The organism is Xanthobacteraceae bacterium (genome assembly GCA_019454205.1).
In the GTDB taxonomy this organism is placed as follows: domain Bacteria; phylum Pseudomonadota; class Alphaproteobacteria; order Rhizobiales; family Xanthobacteraceae.
The window spans coordinates 26449-42348 of sequence record CP075369.1; the positions used below are offsets into that span (position 1 = coordinate 26449).

At 62.9% G+C, this 15900-nt stretch carries 13 protein-coding genes; all 13 read left to right on the forward strand.

Annotated elements, in window-relative coordinates:
- The first annotated feature begins 3 nt into the window (after positions 1 to 3).
- The 13 genes from urtD to cysG all read left to right on the forward strand — a co-directional run bounded on the left by urtD (position 4) and on the right by cysG (position 15833).
- Positions 4 to 756, forward strand: coding sequence for an urea ABC transporter ATP-binding protein UrtD (urtD, locus tag KF794_00120; protein QYK45168.1), 753 nt, complete (start codon positions 4 to 6; stop codon positions 754 to 756).
- 1 nt (position 757) lies between these two features.
- The gene (urtE, locus tag KF794_00125; protein ID QYK45169.1) at positions 758 to 1453 is read left to right on the forward strand and encodes an urea ABC transporter ATP-binding subunit UrtE; all 696 of its coding nucleotides are present in this window, start codon (positions 758 to 760) and stop codon (positions 1451 to 1453) included.
- A 64-nt stretch (positions 1454 to 1517) separates the two neighbouring features.
- Complete coding sequence (locus tag KF794_00130) at positions 1518 to 2108, forward strand: ANTAR domain-containing protein (GenBank protein ID QYK45170.1); 591 nt, start codon at positions 1518 to 1520, stop codon at positions 2106 to 2108.
- Positions 2105 to 3277 (forward strand): ABC transporter substrate-binding protein, encoded by a 1173-nt coding sequence (locus tag KF794_00135; protein QYK45171.1) that lies wholly within the window; start codon positions 2105 to 2107, stop codon positions 3275 to 3277. The genes KF794_00130 and KF794_00135 overlap by 4 nt, the downstream gene beginning before the upstream one ends.
- A gap of 292 nt (positions 3278 to 3569) precedes the next feature.
- On the forward strand, positions 3570 to 4892 hold the full coding sequence (locus tag KF794_00140; GenBank protein QYK45172.1) for an ABC transporter substrate-binding protein: 1323 nt from the start codon (positions 3570 to 3572) through the stop codon (positions 4890 to 4892).
- Positions 4893 to 4946: 54 nt separating this feature from the next.
- Positions 4947 to 5840 carry a nitrate ABC transporter permease gene (gene ntrB, locus KF794_00145; GenBank protein ID QYK45173.1) on the forward strand — a complete coding sequence of 298 codons (894 nt, stop codon included), beginning with the start codon at positions 4947 to 4949 and terminating at the stop codon, positions 5838 to 5840.
- Between the two features lie 9 nt (positions 5841 to 5849).
- Entirely contained in the window at positions 5850 to 6638 is a 789-nt protein-coding gene (locus KF794_00150) for an ABC transporter ATP-binding protein (GenBank protein QYK45174.1), read from the forward strand.
- Positions 6639 to 6666: 28 nt separating this feature from the next.
- A complete protein-coding gene (locus tag KF794_00155; GenBank protein QYK45175.1) occupies positions 6667 to 7092 on the forward strand; it encodes a hemin receptor in 426 nt (141 codons plus the stop codon).
- Between the two features lie 10 nt (positions 7093 to 7102).
- Positions 7103 to 8317, forward strand: coding sequence for an NAD(P)/FAD-dependent oxidoreductase (locus KF794_00160; protein ID QYK45176.1), 1215 nt, complete (start codon positions 7103 to 7105; stop codon positions 8315 to 8317).
- On the forward strand, positions 8317 to 10077 hold the full coding sequence (locus KF794_00165; protein QYK45177.1) for a NirA family protein: 1761 nt from the start codon (positions 8317 to 8319) through the stop codon (positions 10075 to 10077). Before KF794_00160 ends, KF794_00165 begins: the two co-directional genes overlap by 1 nt.
- Positions 10074 to 11687, forward strand: coding sequence for a sulfite reductase subunit alpha (locus KF794_00170; protein QYK45178.1), 1614 nt, complete (start codon positions 10074 to 10076; stop codon positions 11685 to 11687). The genes KF794_00165 and KF794_00170 overlap by 4 nt, the downstream gene beginning before the upstream one ends.
- On the forward strand, positions 11687 to 14386 hold the full coding sequence (locus tag KF794_00175; GenBank protein QYK45179.1) for a molybdopterin-dependent oxidoreductase: 2700 nt from the start codon (positions 11687 to 11689) through the stop codon (positions 14384 to 14386). Before KF794_00170 ends, KF794_00175 begins: the two co-directional genes overlap by 1 nt.
- Positions 14361 to 15833 (forward strand): siroheme synthase CysG, encoded by a 1473-nt coding sequence (gene cysG / locus KF794_00180; GenBank protein ID QYK46519.1) that lies wholly within the window; start codon positions 14361 to 14363, stop codon positions 15831 to 15833. Before KF794_00175 ends, cysG begins: the two co-directional genes overlap by 26 nt.
- The last annotated feature ends 67 nt before the right edge of the window (positions 15834 to 15900 follow it).

Here is a 15900-nt window from a genome sequence, read left to right on the forward strand (position 1 = left end):
CCCATGTCGAAAATCACCTCCGCATTGCTTTATCTCGATGGCGTATCGGTCGCCTTCGACGGATTCCGCGCGCTGAATGAACTTTCGCTGGTGATCGAGCCGGGCGAAATGCGCGCGATCATCGGCCCGAACGGCGCCGGCAAGACCACGATGATGGATGTCATCACCGGCAAGACACGGCCTGACAGTGGCGACGTGCTGTTTGAAAGTGGCAGCATCGACCTGACCCGGCTGGACGAAGCCAACATCGCAACCCTCGGCATCGGGCGTAAATTCCAGAAGCCGACCGTATTCGAGCATCACACCGTCTACGACAACATCGTGCTGGCGCTGGCCGGCCCGCGCGATACCGCGAGCAATCTTTTCTTTCGCGAAAGCACGCGCGAGACCGCGCGCATCGAGGAACTGCTCGGCGTCATTCGGCTAGGCGATCATCGCGAGCGGCTCGCGGGCGGGCTTTCGCACGGCCAGAAGCAGTGGCTGGAAATCGGCATGCTGCTCGCGCAGGAACCAAAGCTGTTGCTGGTCGATGAACCGGCCGCCGGCATGACCGACGCGGAAACGCATCAGACCGCGGAGCTGCTGAAAGAGATCAACAAGGAGCGCACCGTGATCGTGGTCGAGCACGACATGGTGTTCGTGCGCGAACTCGGCGTGCGCGTGACATGTCTCCACGAAGGCTCGGTGCTCGCGGAAGGCACGCTCGATCAGGTCTCCGCGAACGAGCGCGTGATCGAAGTGTATCTGGGCCGCTGACATGCTGGATGTAAACGGCATCGAACTCTATTACGGCGCTGCGCAGGCGCTGCGCGGCGTTTCGCTGAAAGTCGAAGCGGGCAAGGTCGCCTGCGTGCTGGGCCGCAACGGCGTCGGCAAGACTTCGCTCCTGCGCGCCATCGTCGGCCAGCACCCGGTCTCGACCGGCAAAATTAGTTTCGAGGGGAAGGACATCACAACCCTCGGCCCGGCGGATCGCGCACGCATGGGCATCGCCTTCGTGCCGCAGGGGCGCGAGATATTCCCGTTGCTGACCGTCGAAGAAAATCTGGAAACCGGCTTTGCGCCGCTGAAGCGCGCCGACCGCTCGATTCCGGAAGACGTCTATTCGCTGTTTCCGGTTCTCAAATCCATGACAAGGCGGCGTGGCGGCGATCTTTCCGGCGGCCAGCAGCAGCAGCTTGCGATCGGCCGCGCGCTCACCATGCGCCCGAAACTGATCGTGTTAGACGAACCGACCGAAGGCATCCAGCCTTCGATCATCAAGGATATCGGCAACGCCATCAAATATTTGCGCGACCGCGGAGACATCGCAATCCTGCTGGTCGAGCAGTATTTCGATTTCGCCGCCGAACTTGCCGATACCTTCGCGGTGATGGAGCGCGGACAATTCATTCTTTCCGGCGACCGCGCCATGATGCAATCGACCGATGTGCGGCAACGGCTCTCGCTTTAGGCTTTCGTCATGCGAGCTTTTGCGGGGTTGACGGAGCGCAGGCCTTGTTCCCTGCTGGCGTAACATGCAGTTGGATGCCAGCCTCAAGATCGTGATTGTAGACGACAGTCCCGTACGCGCGGCGATTCTCGAAGAGGGTTTGCGCGAGGCCGGGCATAACAATGTCATTCATATCGTCGATACCGCAAATCTGCTTGCGCGCATTTACGCAATCGACCCCGACGTCATCCTGATTGATCTCGAAAATCCCAGCCGCGACGTGTTGGAGCAGATGTTCCAGATGAGCCGTGCGGTAAAGCGTCCCGTCGCGATGTTCGTCGATCAGAGCGATAGCGCATCCATCGCCGCCGCCGTCGATGCCGGGGTGTCGAGTTACATCGTGGATGGCCTGAAGAAAGACCGCATCAAGCACATCCTCGATATTTCGATTTCCCGCTTCAACGCCTTCTCGCGCATCTCGACCGAACTGGAGCAGACCAAGTCCGCGCTGGAGGAGCGCAAGGTCATCGACCGCGCCAAGGGCATCCTGATGAAGCGCAAGGGCCTGTCCGAAGACGAAGCCTATGCCTTGCTCCGCGCAACCGCCCAGAACGAAAAGAAGAAAATCGCGGACATCGCCCAGTCCATCATTACTGCAGCGGAGCTGTTCAAATGAGCCTTTCTCGCAAGCTCCGTATCGGTTTCATTCCGCTGGCCGACGCCGCCGCGCTGATCGTCGCCATCGACAAGGGCTTCGCGAAGGAGGAGGGCCTCGACGTCGAGCTGATCCGCGAGGTTTCGTGGTCGAACGTGCGCGACAAGCTCAACATCGGCCTGTTCGACGCCGCGCACCTGCTCGCGCCTGTTGCGATTGCGACCAGCCTCGGCCTCGGTCATGTCCGGGTGCCGTTGATTGCGCCGTTCAACCTTGGCCTGAACGGTAACGCGATTACGGTCACCACCGCGCTCTACAAGGCGTTGCAGGAGAAGGCGGAAGGCGATGTCACGGACCCCAAAGTATCCGCGAAGGCGCTCGCCGCCATCGTCGCCGAGCGCAAGGCGAAAGGCGCGCCGCCCCTCAATTTCGGCATGACCTTCCCGTTCTCGACTCATAATTACCAGCTTCGCTTCTGGATGGCGTCCGCGGGTGTCGATCCCGACGAAGACGTGCAGATGGTGGTGCTGCCGCCGCCGTTCATGGTGGAAAGCATCCAGAACGGCCACGTCGATGCATTCTGTGTCGGTGCGCCCTGGAACTCGGTCGCGGTCGATCTCGGCATCGCGCATATCCTGCATTTCGTCTCCGAGATTTTGCAGCGCGCCGCCGAGAAGGTGCTGGCGCTGCGCGCGAAGTGGGCGATCGACAATCCGGAAGCGGTTCATGCGCTGGTTCGTGCGCACGGCAAGGCGGCGGCTTTCATTGAGGAGGAGGCGAACCGCGACGAGGTCTGCCGGATTCTTTCCGCGCCGGACCGCTTGAACGTCGCGCCGGAAATCTCGCGGCGTACGCTCGACGGCCGCCTGAAAGTTTCTCCGCAGGGCGAATATCGCAGCAGCGACCGGTATCTGCTGGTCGGCCGCCGCGGCGCGGCGCGGCCAGATCGCATACAGGCGGCGTGGCTCTACGCGCAAATGGTACGCTGGGGTCAGGCGCCGATGTCGCGCGATCTTCTGATCGAAGCGCGTAACGTATTCCGGCCCGATCTCTACGATGAGGTCCTCGGTCCCGGCGACGTGCCGCCGGCAAGCGAACCGAAGGATGGCGTCGGCGCGTTCGACGGCCCGGAATTCAATCCCGCCGACATCGAAGGTCACCTCGCGCCATGGAAAATCCGGCGCTCTTGACATCGCTGCGTTGCACAAGATTCGCGCAGATGACTCGCGATCAAGCAACAAAACCGCGCGAACACTGACTCTCCGCCGCTGCGCGTTTGAGCAATAACGCATTGGTATTGACGGATAAATCGTCTTGCCGGACCGGCTGGCACGCCGCTTGAATTAGACAAGTTCGAATACTGCCGCCGACGAAGACGGCAATCCGAAAACAGCGACGCCGCTGAACGCCTTGCGCAAACGCGCGGGGACCGTTCGCGGCGATTTTTGTTTTCGGTCCGACAAACCAGAGGGGACTTGAGTGATGAAGAAAAACGGAAAGACCATCGCAAAGCGTGGCACCAGCCGCCGCGAATTCCTGAAGACCACTGCGGGTTCGGCCGCGCTGCTGGCTGCGGCTAGGTTGGCGTTTCCCGGCGGTGCATTTGCGCAGGCCGCGGGACCGGAAGTGAAAGGGGCGAAGCTCGGCTTCATCGCGCTCACCGATGCCGCGCCGCTTTTCGTCGCGAAGGAGAAGGGCATCTTCGCGAAGTACGGCGTGCCCGATACCGAAGTGCTGAAGCAGGCTTCATGGGGCGCGACGCGCGACAACCTCGTGCTGGGCGGCGAGGGCAACGGCATCGACGGCGCGCACATCCTGACGCCGATGCCCTATCTCATTACGGCCGGCAAGGTTACGCAGAACAACGTGCCGACGCCGATGTATATCCTCGCGCGCCTCAACCTGAACGGCCAGTGCATTTCCGTCGCGAAGGAATACGAGGACATCAAGGTCGACGTTCACACCAAGAACTTCAAGGTTGCGCTCGAAAAGAAAAAGGCATCCGGCAAATCGATCAAGGCCGCGATGACATTCCCCGGCGGCACGCACGATCTCTGGATCCGTTACTGGCTGGCGGCAGGCGGCATCGATCCCGACAAGGACATCGAAACCATCGTCGTTCCGCCCGCGCAAATGGTGGCCAACATGAAGGTCGGCACCATGGACTGCTTCTGCGTATGCGAGCCGTGGAATCACCAGCTCATCAACCAGCAGATCGGCTACACCGCGATCACGACCGGCGAACTTTGGGACAAGCACCCGGAGAAATCCTTCGGCATGCGCGCGTCGTTCGTCGACAAGTACCCGAACGCCACCAAGGCGCTGCTGATGGCCGTGATGGAGGCGCAGCAGTGGTGCGAGAAGATGGAGAACCGCGAGGAAGCGGCCATCATTTCCGCGAAGCGCGCCTGGATCAACGTTCCGCCCGCCGACATCATCGACCGCTTCAAGGGCAAGTTCGATTACGGCCTGCCGGGGAAGCTCGTCGAGAAGTCGCCGCACATCATGCGCTACTGGGACGACTTCGCGTCGTACCCGTTCCAGAGCCACGACCTGTGGTTCATCACGGAAGACATCCGCTGGGGCAAGTTCGAGCCGGGCTATGACGCGAAGGGATTGATCGCGAAGGTCAACCGCGAGGATCTGTGGAAGGAAGCGGCGAAGGCGCTGAACGTGCCGGCTGCGCAAATCCCGGCTTCGACCTCGCGCGGCAAGGAAACCTTCTTCGACGGCAAGGTCTTCGATCCGGAAGATCCGAAGGCTTACCTGAAGAGTCTGGCAATCAAGCGCGTGGACATCGGTTAACGGCAGTCCGGGCTGCCGCGCGCGGCCCGGTTTCTCTTTCATTGGAGCAAAAAAATGAACATGCCGGTTCGCAAGAATGAAACCGTGACGGCCATCGCCACACCGCAGGCGAAAGTGCTGACGATGCCCCTCAAGCCGACTCCGGCACTCGTGCGTGCCGCCGGGTATGCGCAGAGGATCGCAGCAAACGTAATCCCGCCGGTAATCGTTATCGGTGTTGCACTCGTGCTGTGGGAAATTCTTTGCAATAAACCCGGCGCTTCGCTGCCGCCTCCGTCGCGCGTGCTGTCCGACACCTGGGAACTGATCGTCGATCCGTTCTACGACCGCGGCGGCATTGATAAAGGCTTGTTCTGGCACATGTCGGCGAGCCTGCAACGCGTGGCCTTGGGCTATTCGCTTGCCGCTGCTGCGGGCATCGCGCTTGGTACGCTGGTCGGCCAGTCGACCTGGGCGATGCGCGGACTCGATCCGATCTTTCAGGTGTTGCGCACCGTGCCTCCGCTCGCGTGGTTGCCGCTCTCGCTCGCGGCGTTCCGGCAGGGACAGCCAGCCGCGATCTTCGTGATTTTCATCACGGCGATCTGGCCGGTCATCATCAACACTGCGGTCGGCATCCGCAACATCCCGCTGGATTATCGCAATGTCGCGCAGGTGCTGCGGCTCAATCAGTGGGAATTCTTCTTCAAGATCATGGTTCCCGCCGCGGCCCCCTACATCTTCACGGGTCTTCGCATCGGCATCGGTCTGTCTTGGCTCGCGATCGTGGCGGCGGAAATGCTGATCGGCGGCGTCGGTATCGGCTTCTTCATCTGGGATGCGTGGAACTCGTCGCGCATCAGCGAAATCATTCTGGCGCTGCTTTACGTCGGCATCGTCGGATTCGTGCTCGACCGTATCGTGGCCGGCGTCGCCATCCTCGTCACGCGCGGCACGGCAAAAGCATAGGAGCGGGCGATGTATCTCAGGATCGATCACGTCGATAAAACTTTCCAGCGCGGATCGCAGACGACCGATGTGTTGCGCGGCATCACCCTCGACATCGAGAAGGGGGAGTACGTCTCGATCATCGGCCATTCCGGCTGCGGCAAGTCCACGCTGCTCAACATCGTCGCCGGGCTTACCAATGCGACGCAGGGCGGCGTCATCCTCGAAGGGCGGCAGGTCGACGAGCCGGGGCCGGATCGCGCCGTCGTCTTCCAGAACCACTCGCTGCTGCCGTGGTTGACCGTTTACGACAACGTGCGGCTCGCGGTGGACAAGGTGTTCTCGAAGACAAAGTCGCGTGCCGAACGCGATGCATGGACGCTGCACAATCTCGATCTGGTGCAGATGGTGCACGCGAAAGACAAACGCCCCGCTGAAATCTCCGGCGGCATGAAACAGCGCGTCGGCATCGCACGCGCGCTGGCGATGGAGCCGAAGGTCCTTCTGCTCGACGAACCGTTCGGCGCGCTCGATGCGCTGACCCGCGCGCATTTGCAGGACTCGGTGATGGCGCTCCACCAGAAGCTCGGCAACACCGTCATGATGATCACGCACGATGTCGATGAGGCCGTGCTGCTCTCGGACCGCATCGTGATGATGACCAACGGTCCCGCCGCGAAGATCGGCGAGGTGCTCGAAGTGCCGTTGGCGCGCCCGCGCAAGCGTCTCGAGCTGGTTTCCGATCCCGCCTACATCAAGTGCCGCGCCGCGGTGCTCAAGTTCCTCTACGAGCGCCACCGCTACGTCGAGGCAGCATGAGGTTCTAGTTCGCACACAGGAGGCAAGCATGAAGCCAGCACAAGTCGAACTCGTCCAGAAGACCTTCGCGGATGTCGCCCCGATTGCGGAGCAGGCGGCGGCGCTCTTTTACGGCCGCCTGTTCGAGATCGCGCCGGAAGTGAAGCCGCTCTTCAAGAACGACATCGCGGAGCAGGGCCGCAAGCTGATGGCGACGCTCGGTGTCGTCGTGCGGGGCCTGAGCGATCTGCCGAGCATACTTCCTGCCGCAAGCAATCTGGCGAAGAAGCATGTCTCTTACGGCGTGAAGGCGTCGCATTACGAGCCGGTTGGCGCCGCGCTGTTGTGGACGCTGGAAAAAGGCCTCGGCGACAAGTGGACGCCCGATGCCGCGGCTGCGTGGACCGAAGCCTACGTCACGCTCTCCGGATTCATGATCGGCGAAGCTTACGGCAAAGCCGAAGCTGCGGAATAGGAGGCGGCAAGTGAGCGAGCCTCTCGTCGTCATCGGCAATGGCATGGCCGCCGCGCGTTTCGTCGAGGAACTCGACGCGCGTGCGCGCGGCCGCTACGCCATTGCTGTCATCGGCGCCGAGCCGTGCCTCGCCTATAACCGCGTGCTGCTGTCTTCCCTGCTGGCTGGCGAAGTCAGCAACGAGGAAATCGAACTTAAATCCGCGGAGTGGTGGCGCAGCCGCGGCGTGACGCTGCTGTACGGCAGCGGCGCGCAAACGATCGATACCGCCACGAAGGAGGTGCGCCTCGGCGATGGGCACGTCCTGCCGTACGGCAAGCTGGTGCTTGCGACCGGTTCGAACGCGATCCGGCTCGATATTCCGGGTGCAGGCCTTCCCAATGTCATGACGTTCCGCGATCTCGCGGACGTGGAAAAAATTTCTTCCGCCGCGTGGCGTTCGCGCCGTGCGGTGGTGATCGGCGGCGGACTGCTCGGCCTCGAAGCCGCAACCGGCCTCGCGAAGCATGGCATTACGGTCACGCTGCTTCACCTGATGCCGCATCTCATGGAGCGGCAGCTCGATCCGCACGGCGCGGAACTGCTGAAGAAGGCCGTCGAGTCGAAGAATATCGAAGTGCTGCTAGAAGCCGACACCGCTGCCATCGAAGGCGATACGCGCGTGACCGGCGTGCGCCTGAAGGACGGCCGCGTGATCGACACGGGCCTTGTCGTCATGGCGCTCGGCGTTCGTCCTAGCATCGCGTTGGCGAAAGCGGCGGGCTTGCAAACAGCGCGCGGCATCGTCGTGAACGACAGCCTCGCAACCAGCGCGGCGGACGTATTCGCCATCGGCGAATGCGCGGAGCATCGTGGTGTTTGCTACGGACTGGTCGAGCCGGCCTATGAGCAGGCGCGGGTGCTGGCCGAACGCCTTGCCGGCCGCGATACGCTGTATGAAGGCTCGACGCTTTCGACGAACTTGAAAGTCTCCGGCGTCGGCGTGTTCTCGGCCGGGATGATAGGGGACGGGGAGGATAGCGAGCAAATCGTTCTCTCCGATCCGTCTTCCGGAATTTACAAGCGTCTTGTTCTGAAGAACGGCCGTCTCGCGGGCGCGGTGCTGCTCGGCGATACGGCGGACAGCCTCTGGTATCTCGATCTCATCCGCTCCGGTGAATCCGTCGCGCACTTCCGCAACGATCTGGCATTCGGCCGCGCGCTGGCCGTGCGCGAGGCTGCGTAATGTCGGCCGATTTCACCCCCGACCAGAAACGCTATCTCGAAGGCTTCGCTTCGGGACTGCAAACCGCGCGCGCGGCGAGGGGCACCGGCGCACAGAACGGAAGTGCCGCGCCATCCGGTCCCGACGCCGCGCATCTCGCGGCGCAAGCCCGCTTTGAAGCCGAAGGCAAGAAACTCGCCGCCGAAGAAAAAGGAAAGCGCGATGAGAATGCCTTCGACGCCTATGCGCGGCTGAAGGATCAGGCGGAGCACGGAAACTATCCCAAGGGACAGGACATCTTCCGCTGGAAATATCATGGCCTGTTCTACGTCGCACCTGCACAGGATTCCTTCATGTGCCGGTTGCGTATCGCGAACGGCATTCTGAAAGCATGGCAGTTCGCGGGCGTCGCCGATATTGCGGAGCGCCGTGGCGGCGGCTACGCGCATGTGACGACGCGCGCGAATTTGCAGGTGCGCGAAATTCCTGCCGCCGATGGCCCCGCGTTGATCGAGGAGATTGTCGATCTCGGACTCGCGACCAAAGGCTCTGGCGCCGACAACATCCGCAATGTCACCGGCACGCCGACGGCGGGCATCGATCCGCAGGAACTGCTGGATACGCGGCCCTATGCGCGCGAATGGCATCACCGCATCCTGAACGATCGCGGCCTCTACGGACTGCCGCGCAAATTCAATGTCGCCTTCGACGGCGCAGGTATCGTTCCGGTGCTGGAAGACACCAACGACATCGGGTTTCAGGCGGTCGAAGTGTGCGACGGCTTCGGCGTCGAGCCGGGCGTGTGGTTCCGCCTCGCGCTCGGCGGCATCACCGGCCACAAGGATTTTGCGCGCGATACCGGCGTGATCGTGAAGCCTTCCGAGGCCGGCAAGATCGCGGATGCCATCGTGCGCGTGTTCATCGATCACGGCGACCGCACCAACCGCAACAAGGCGCGGCTGAAATACGTGCTCGATGACTGGGGCTTCGAGAAATATCTCGCGGCGGTAGAGGAAAAGCTCGGCACGAAACTCGTTCATGTGCCGAAGGAAGCAATCAAGCCGCGCTTGCCGTTCGACCGCCTCGCGCACATTGGCGCGCATGAGCAGAAGCAGAAGGGCCTCTACTGGCTCGGCGTCGTGCTGCCGCTCGGCAAGATGACGGCCGCGCAAATGCACGGGCTGGCGAAAATCTCGAACGAACTGGGCGACGGCGATATTCGCCTTACCGTGTGGCAGAACCTCCTGCTCTCCGGCATCCCGCAGGCGAAGCTCATGGAAGCGGAGCACGCGATCGAAGCGCTCGGCCTTTCCGTCAAGGCGACCTCGATCCGCGCGGGTCTTGTCGCCTGCACCGGCAATACCGGCTGCCGTTTCGCCGCTTCCGATACCAAGGGCCACGCCGAAGCCATCGCGAAACATTGCGAAGCGCGGGTGCAACTCGATGGTCCGGTGAATATTCACCTCACCGGCTGCCATCATTCCTGCGCGCAGCACTATATTGGCGACATCGGCCTGCTCGGCGCGCGCGTCGAAACCGGCGCGGAAGGCGACACGGTCGAGGGCTATCACATCTATGTCGGCGGCGGGTTCGGCGGGGAAGCCGCCATCGGCCGCGAGATCTATCGTGACGTGAAAGCCGAAGATGCCCCGCGCACCATCGAAAAGATGCTGAAGGGCTATCTTGCGGAACGCGAAGGCGAAGAAACCTTCCTTGCGTTCTCGAAACGCCATGAAGTCGATATGCTGCGTTCCATCTTCGATGCGGAGGCGGCCGAATGACCGTGACCGCACAACCTGTTCTGCCGCAGATCGTGCCGGAGAGCGCACCGTTCTCCGACGAGCAGCGTTCATGGCTGAACGGCTTTTTCGCCGGTCTGGTTTCGCTCGATCAGGTGACTGCGCTTTCGCCGGCACAGGCGAAGGATTTGCTTCCCGCCGCGCCCGCAGGCCCGCTCGATGACGGGGACGATGGCGAAGCGCCCTGGCACGACCAGACCATGCCGCTCACGGAGCGCATGAAGCTCGCCGAGAGCCGCCCGTTCCGCCGCAAGCTGATGGCCGCGATGGCGCAGCAGGATTGCGGGCAATGCGGTTACAACTGCGAGGATTATTCGAACGCACTGTTTCTGAAAACCGAAGAACGGATGAACCTCTGCGTTCCGGGCGGAAAAGAAACCAACCGGATGTTGAAAAAGCTGTTCGAGGAATTCGGTGGCGAAGCGCCGAAGAAAACGGCGGACGCGGCGACTATGCAATTCGCGATCCCCGCGGGTGATCCGGGCCGCTCGCGCGATAACCCGGCGGTCGCGAAACTTTCCACGCGCTATCTCCTGAACGGCGAGAAATCGGAGAAGCGCACCTATCACATCGAGTTCGATCTCTCCGGCACCGGCCTCGATTATGTCGTCGGCGATTCTTTCGGTGTGTTTCCGGAAAATCATCCGGGCCTCGTCGATGCGATCATCGCCATGACCGGCGCACGTCCCGATGCGAAGATCGGGGAGAAGACGTTCCGCGAAGTGTTGCGCAAGGACGTGTCGCTTTCGCCCGCGCCGGATTCCCTGTTTCAGCTGATCTCGCTGCTGGTCGGGGGCGAGCGCCGGAAAAAAGCAAATGCGCTCGCCGCCGGAGAAGACCCGGATGGCGACGCCGCGACCCTCGACGTGCTGGCTGCGTTGAAGAAATTCGAAGGCGTGCGGCCGGACCCGGAAGTGTTCGTGGAGGCGCTGGAGCCGCTACAGCCGCGGCTCTATTCGATTTCTTCGAGTCCGAAGGCCGGCAAGGACAAGGTATCCCTTACCGTCGATCTGGTGCGTTACGTGATTGGCGCCCGCGAGCGTCGCGGCGTTGCGTCGGAGTTTCTCGCGAACGGCATCGAAACCGGCGGCGCGTTGCGCGTCTATGTGCAACGCGCGCACAACTTCGGTCTTCCGCAGAATCCGCAAACGCCGGTCATCATGGTCGGGCCGGGTACCGGCGTCGCGCCGTTTCGCGCCTTCCTGCAAGAACGCATGGCTATAAAAGCGCCGGGAAAGAACTGGCTGTTCTTCGGCCACCAGCGCAGCGATTGCGATTTCTTCTACAAGGACGAACTCGCCGGGATGCAGGAAGCAGGCCTGCTCAATCGCCTGACGCTGGCATGGTCGCGCGACGGCAATGAAAAAATCTATGTGCAGGATCGCATGCGCGAGGAAGGCGCGGAATTGTTCGCTTGGCTGGAAGCGGGCGCGCACTTCTATATCTGCGGCGACGCCAAACGCATGGCGAAAGACGTCGAGCGCGCGCTGGTGGAAATCGTGGCGCAGCACGGCAAGCGCTCGAACGACGACGCAGTCGCATATATCGCCGCGCTGAAGAAAACGGGCCGCTATCAGGCGGATGTGTACTGATGAACATGCAGGCGCCGATGCTCCCCTCGGTGCGCACCGCCTGTCCTTATTGCGGCGTGGGATGCGGCGTACTCGCGCGCGCCGATGGAAAAGGCGGCGCGGATATTTCCGGCGATCCCGAACATCCGGCGAATTTCGGCAGGTTGTGTTCGAAGGGTACTGCGCTTGGCGAGACCTTGCGTCTCGACGGGCGTCTGCTGCATCCGATGCTGCGCAGGAACGGTGCGTTGGAGCGAACCGGCTGGGGCACTGCGCTGGATACGGTTGCGCACGGGTTCTCTGAAATCGTCGCCCGTCACGGACCGGATGCGGTCGCGTTCTATCTCTCCGGCCAGTTGCTCACCGAGGATTATTACGTCGCGAACAAGTTGATGAAGGGCTTCATCGGCTCCGCCAATGTCGATACGAACTCGCGGCTGTGCATGTCTTCTTCCGTGGCGGCGCATCGCCGCGCCTTCGGTGCCGATACGGTGCCGGGGATTTATGAAGACCTCGACGAAGCCGACCTGATCATCCTCACCGGCTCGAACGCGGCGTGGTGCCATCCCGTATTGTTCCGGCGCATGACGGAAAACCGCGAACGGCGCGGCGCGAAGCTCGTCGTGATCGATCCGCGCCGCACCGCGACCGCGCAGGAAGCCGATCTGTTTCTTCCCGTCGCACCCGGCATGGACACGGTGCTGTTTTCCGGCCTGCTCGCCGAACTGGCCGACAGGCACACGCTGGATTTCTCTTTTATTTCGTCCCACACCAGCGGCTTCGAAGCGGCACTTGCCCGCGCACGCGAAATCGCGCCGTCGCTGGAGCGCGTCGCCGCGCTGACGCGCCTGCCGAAGAAAGACGTGCTGCGCTTCTACGAACTCTTCCGCACCACCAAGCGCACCGTCACCTGTTATTCGCAGGGCGTGAACCAGTCGGCGCAGGGCACCGACAAGGCGAACGCGATCATCAACTGCCACCTCGCGACCGGCCGCATCGGCCGCGCGGGCATGGGTCCGTTCTCGCTTACGGGTCAGCCCAATGCGATGGGCGGGCGCGAAGTGGGCGGCCTCGCCAACCAGCTCGCGGCGCATATGAATTTCACGCCCGCGGAGATCGATCGCGTTGGCCGTTTCTGGCGCGCGCCGCGCATGGCGCAACGCGAAGGCCTCAAGGCCGTGCAGATGTTCGAGGCCATCGAGCGCGGCGAGATCAAGGGGCTGTGGGTGATGGCGACCAATCCGGTGGTGTCGTTGCCGCGTTCGGGCGCGATGGCGGAGGCGCTGAAGAAGCTCGAACTGTTCGTCGTCTCCGACAACATGCTTTCTAACGACACGATTGCGAGTGGCGCGCATGTGTTGCTGCCTGCCGCGGCGTGGGGCGAGAAGGACGGCACGGTCACGAATTCCGAACGCCGCATCTCGCGGCAGCGCGCTTTTCTTCCCCTGCCGGGAGAGGCGAAACCGGACTGGAAGATCGTGAGCGAAGTCGCGGCGCGCATGGGTTTCGGCGAAGCCTTCGCTTACTCCTGTGCGGCCGATATTTTCCGCGAGCACGCCGCGCTCTCCGCATTCGAGAACGGCGGTTCGCGCGACTTCGACATTGGCGGGCTGGCGGCGCTTTCCGGCGAGGCTTATGATTCGCTCGAACCGGTGCTGTGGCCAGTGAGGGCGGGGACGAAGAAATCCGCGCCGCGCTTTTTCGACAACGGTCATTTCTATACCGCAGACCAGCGCGCAAAGTTCGTGGCACCCGAACAGCCTGCGCTGCGTGAGGATGTTTCCAGCAGCTATCCGTTCGTGCTGAACACCGGCCGCATCCGCGACCAGTGGCACACCATGACGCGGAGCGGGCAAAGCGTGCGCCTCGCGCAGCACCGCGCCGAACCTTTCGTCGAGATTCATCCCGACGATGCGCGCTGGATCGGGCTGGCGGAAGGAAGCATCGCGCTGGTGCGTTCACGGCAGGGCGAGGCGGCCTATCGCGTGCGCTTCGACGAAGGATTGCCGCGCGGCTCGCTGTTCGCGCCGATCCACTGGAGTCTGGAAAATACGTCTGCCGCGCGCACTGGCAATGCGGTCGCGCCTGCGACCGATCCTTTGTCCGGCCAGCCGGAAGCAAAAGCGACGCCCGCCGCCATCGAGCCGCTCGCATTCTCGCAGGCAGGGTTCGTCGTGTCGCGAAGCATGGTGCGGATGCCCGCGCAGGCGTGGTGGTCGCGGGCGACGGTCGAGGATGGCAGTCATTATATATTTGCCGCGAACGAGAGCGTGGGGTTCTGGCGCACATTCGCGGCGAAGCAAATCGCGAAGGATTGCGAGGTCATCGAGTTCTGCGACGAAGCGGCCGGCGTCTATCGCGTTGCCGGGCTTCGCGGGAACCGTCTCGAATTCTGTCTGTTTAGTGGTCCGTTCGCCGATACGCCTGCCGCCGATTCGGTGAAGGCCGCGCTCGCGCGCGTGGCGCTAAATCCGGATATGCGCCGCACTTTGCTTTCGGGAAAAAGCGCGGAGGGTCTCGCGAGTGACGGGCCGACGGTCTGCGCTTGCTACGGCGTTGGCCTGAACCGGATTTGCGCGGCCATCGAATCCGGAAAAGCAACGACGGTCGAAGAGATCGGCGCGGCGCTCCGTGCCGGTACCAACTGCGGTTCCTGCAAGCCGGAACTGAAAAGGATCCTGAGCTATGCAAAATCTGCTCCCGTCGCGGAAGCCGTCTGAAGCAAAGCCCGGCCGCATGGGCCGGCTGGCGCGGCTACCCGTCTTCTTCGCGCTCGAAGGCAAGCGCGCGCTGGTCGCAGCCGAAGGCATGGGCGCCGCGTGGAAGATCGAATTGCTTTCTGCGGCCGGTGCCGCGGTCGATGTGTATGCACCGAAGCCCGGCGCGGACATTCTTGCGCTCGCAGAGGATGCGCCGGGCGACGCGATCAACATTCATCATCGCGCATGGATTGCACAGGACTTCGAGAACGCGGCGATTGCGGTCGGCACCTTCAAGGCCGACGAAGACGCCGCACGTTTCGCGGTGGGAGCACGCGCGGCCGGTGTGCCGGTGAACGTGATCGACAAGCCCGCGTTCTGCGATTTTGCTTTCGGCTCCATCGTCAACCGTTCGCCGCTCGTGATCGGCATTTCGACGGATGGCGCCGCGCCCGTATTCGGCCAGGCCATCCGCGCAAAGCTGGAGGCGATGCTGCCTGCGGGGTTCGCGTCATGGGCCGATGCTGCGCGGCGCTGGCGCGGCGTGTTGCAAGCTGCATCTGGACTTTCGTTCGCGGCGCGGCGCCGGTTCTGGCAGCTTTTCACCGCGCGCGCACTTGCTGCGCCGGAGCACGTGCCGGGGCAGGCGGATTACGAGTCGCTGCTGCGCGAGTTGCAGAACGAAAGCGATGCCGTCGAGCGAGGGTCCGTTACGCTGGTCGGTGCGGGGCCTGGCGACCCGGAGTTGCTGACGCTGCGCGCGGTGCGCGCGTTGCAATCCGCAGATGTGATCCTCATTGACGATCTTGTCTCAGGAGGCGTGCTCGATTTCGCCCGCCGCGAAGCGAAAAAGATGATGGTCGGAAAAACCGGCGGCGGTCCCGCCTGCAAGCAGGACGACATCAACAAGCTGATGGTTTCGCTCGCGCTGAAAGGCAAACGCGTGGTGCGTCTTAAGGGCGGCGACCCGATGATTTTCGGTCGCGGGGGCGAGGAGATCGAAGCTTGCCGCGCGGCGGGCATCGCCATCGAAGTCGTGCCCGGCGTCACTGCCGCGCAGGGCGCGGCAAGTCGTCTGCAACTTTCGCTGACGCATCGCAGGCTTGCGCGGCGGCTGCAATATGTCACCGGCCATGCGCTGGACGGAAAACTTCCCGCCGATCTCGACTGGCGCAGCATCGCCGATGCTTCGGCCGTGACGGCGATCTACATGCCTTCGCGGACGCTGGCCGAGTTCTCCGAACGCGCAATCGCCGCCGGCCTCGACCCGGAAACCCCGGCCATCGCGGTTCGTAACGCGACGCGCGAGAACGAAGCCTCGATCCGCTCGACCCTGCGCGCGCTGCCGGGCCGCATGGGTTCGCCGCAAGACGCAGGGCCGGTCATCGTGCTGATCGGAAATGCCCTCAAGGAAGAAGCGCACGCGGCATTGGTTAACGCGCCGGAGGTAAAAGCGCTCGCCGGTTGATGCCGGAACCCGCGAACGCTTGCCTGCCGCGCAAGGCCGTGGTCTCTTCTGCCCGTCGTAGTTTTGC

Excerpts from the sequence above, each read along its gene's own strand:
- KF794_00150 (QYK45174.1), top strand. The coding sequence starts at position 5,850 with ATGTATCTCAGGATCGATCACGTCGATAAAACTTTCCAGCGCGGATCG.
- KF794_00170 (QYK45178.1), top strand. The coding sequence starts at position 10,074 with ATGACCGTGACCGCACAACCTGTTCTGCCGCAGATCGTGCCGGAGAGC.
- KF794_00165 (QYK45177.1), top strand. The coding sequence starts at position 8,317 with ATGTCGGCCGATTTCACCCCCGACCAGAAACGCTATCTCGAAGGCTTC.
- urtD (QYK45168.1), top strand. The coding sequence starts at position 4 with ATGTCGAAAATCACCTCCGCATTGCTTTATCTCGATGGCGTATCGGTC.
- KF794_00135 (QYK45171.1), top strand. The coding sequence starts at position 2,105 with ATGAGCCTTTCTCGCAAGCTCCGTATCGGTTTCATTCCGCTGGCCGAC.
- KF794_00175 (QYK45179.1), top strand. The coding sequence starts at position 11,687 with ATGAACATGCAGGCGCCGATGCTCCCCTCGGTGCGCACCGCCTGTCCT.
- KF794_00130 (QYK45170.1), top strand. The coding sequence starts at position 1,518 with ATGCAGTTGGATGCCAGCCTCAAGATCGTGATTGTAGACGACAGTCCC.
- KF794_00155 (QYK45175.1), top strand. The coding sequence starts at position 6,667 with ATGAAGCCAGCACAAGTCGAACTCGTCCAGAAGACCTTCGCGGATGTC.
- ntrB (QYK45173.1), top strand. The coding sequence starts at position 4,947 with ATGAACATGCCGGTTCGCAAGAATGAAACCGTGACGGCCATCGCCACA.
- urtE (QYK45169.1), top strand. The coding sequence starts at position 758 with ATGCTGGATGTAAACGGCATCGAACTCTATTACGGCGCTGCGCAGGCG.
- KF794_00140 (QYK45172.1), top strand. The coding sequence starts at position 3,570 with ATGAAGAAAAACGGAAAGACCATCGCAAAGCGTGGCACCAGCCGCCGC.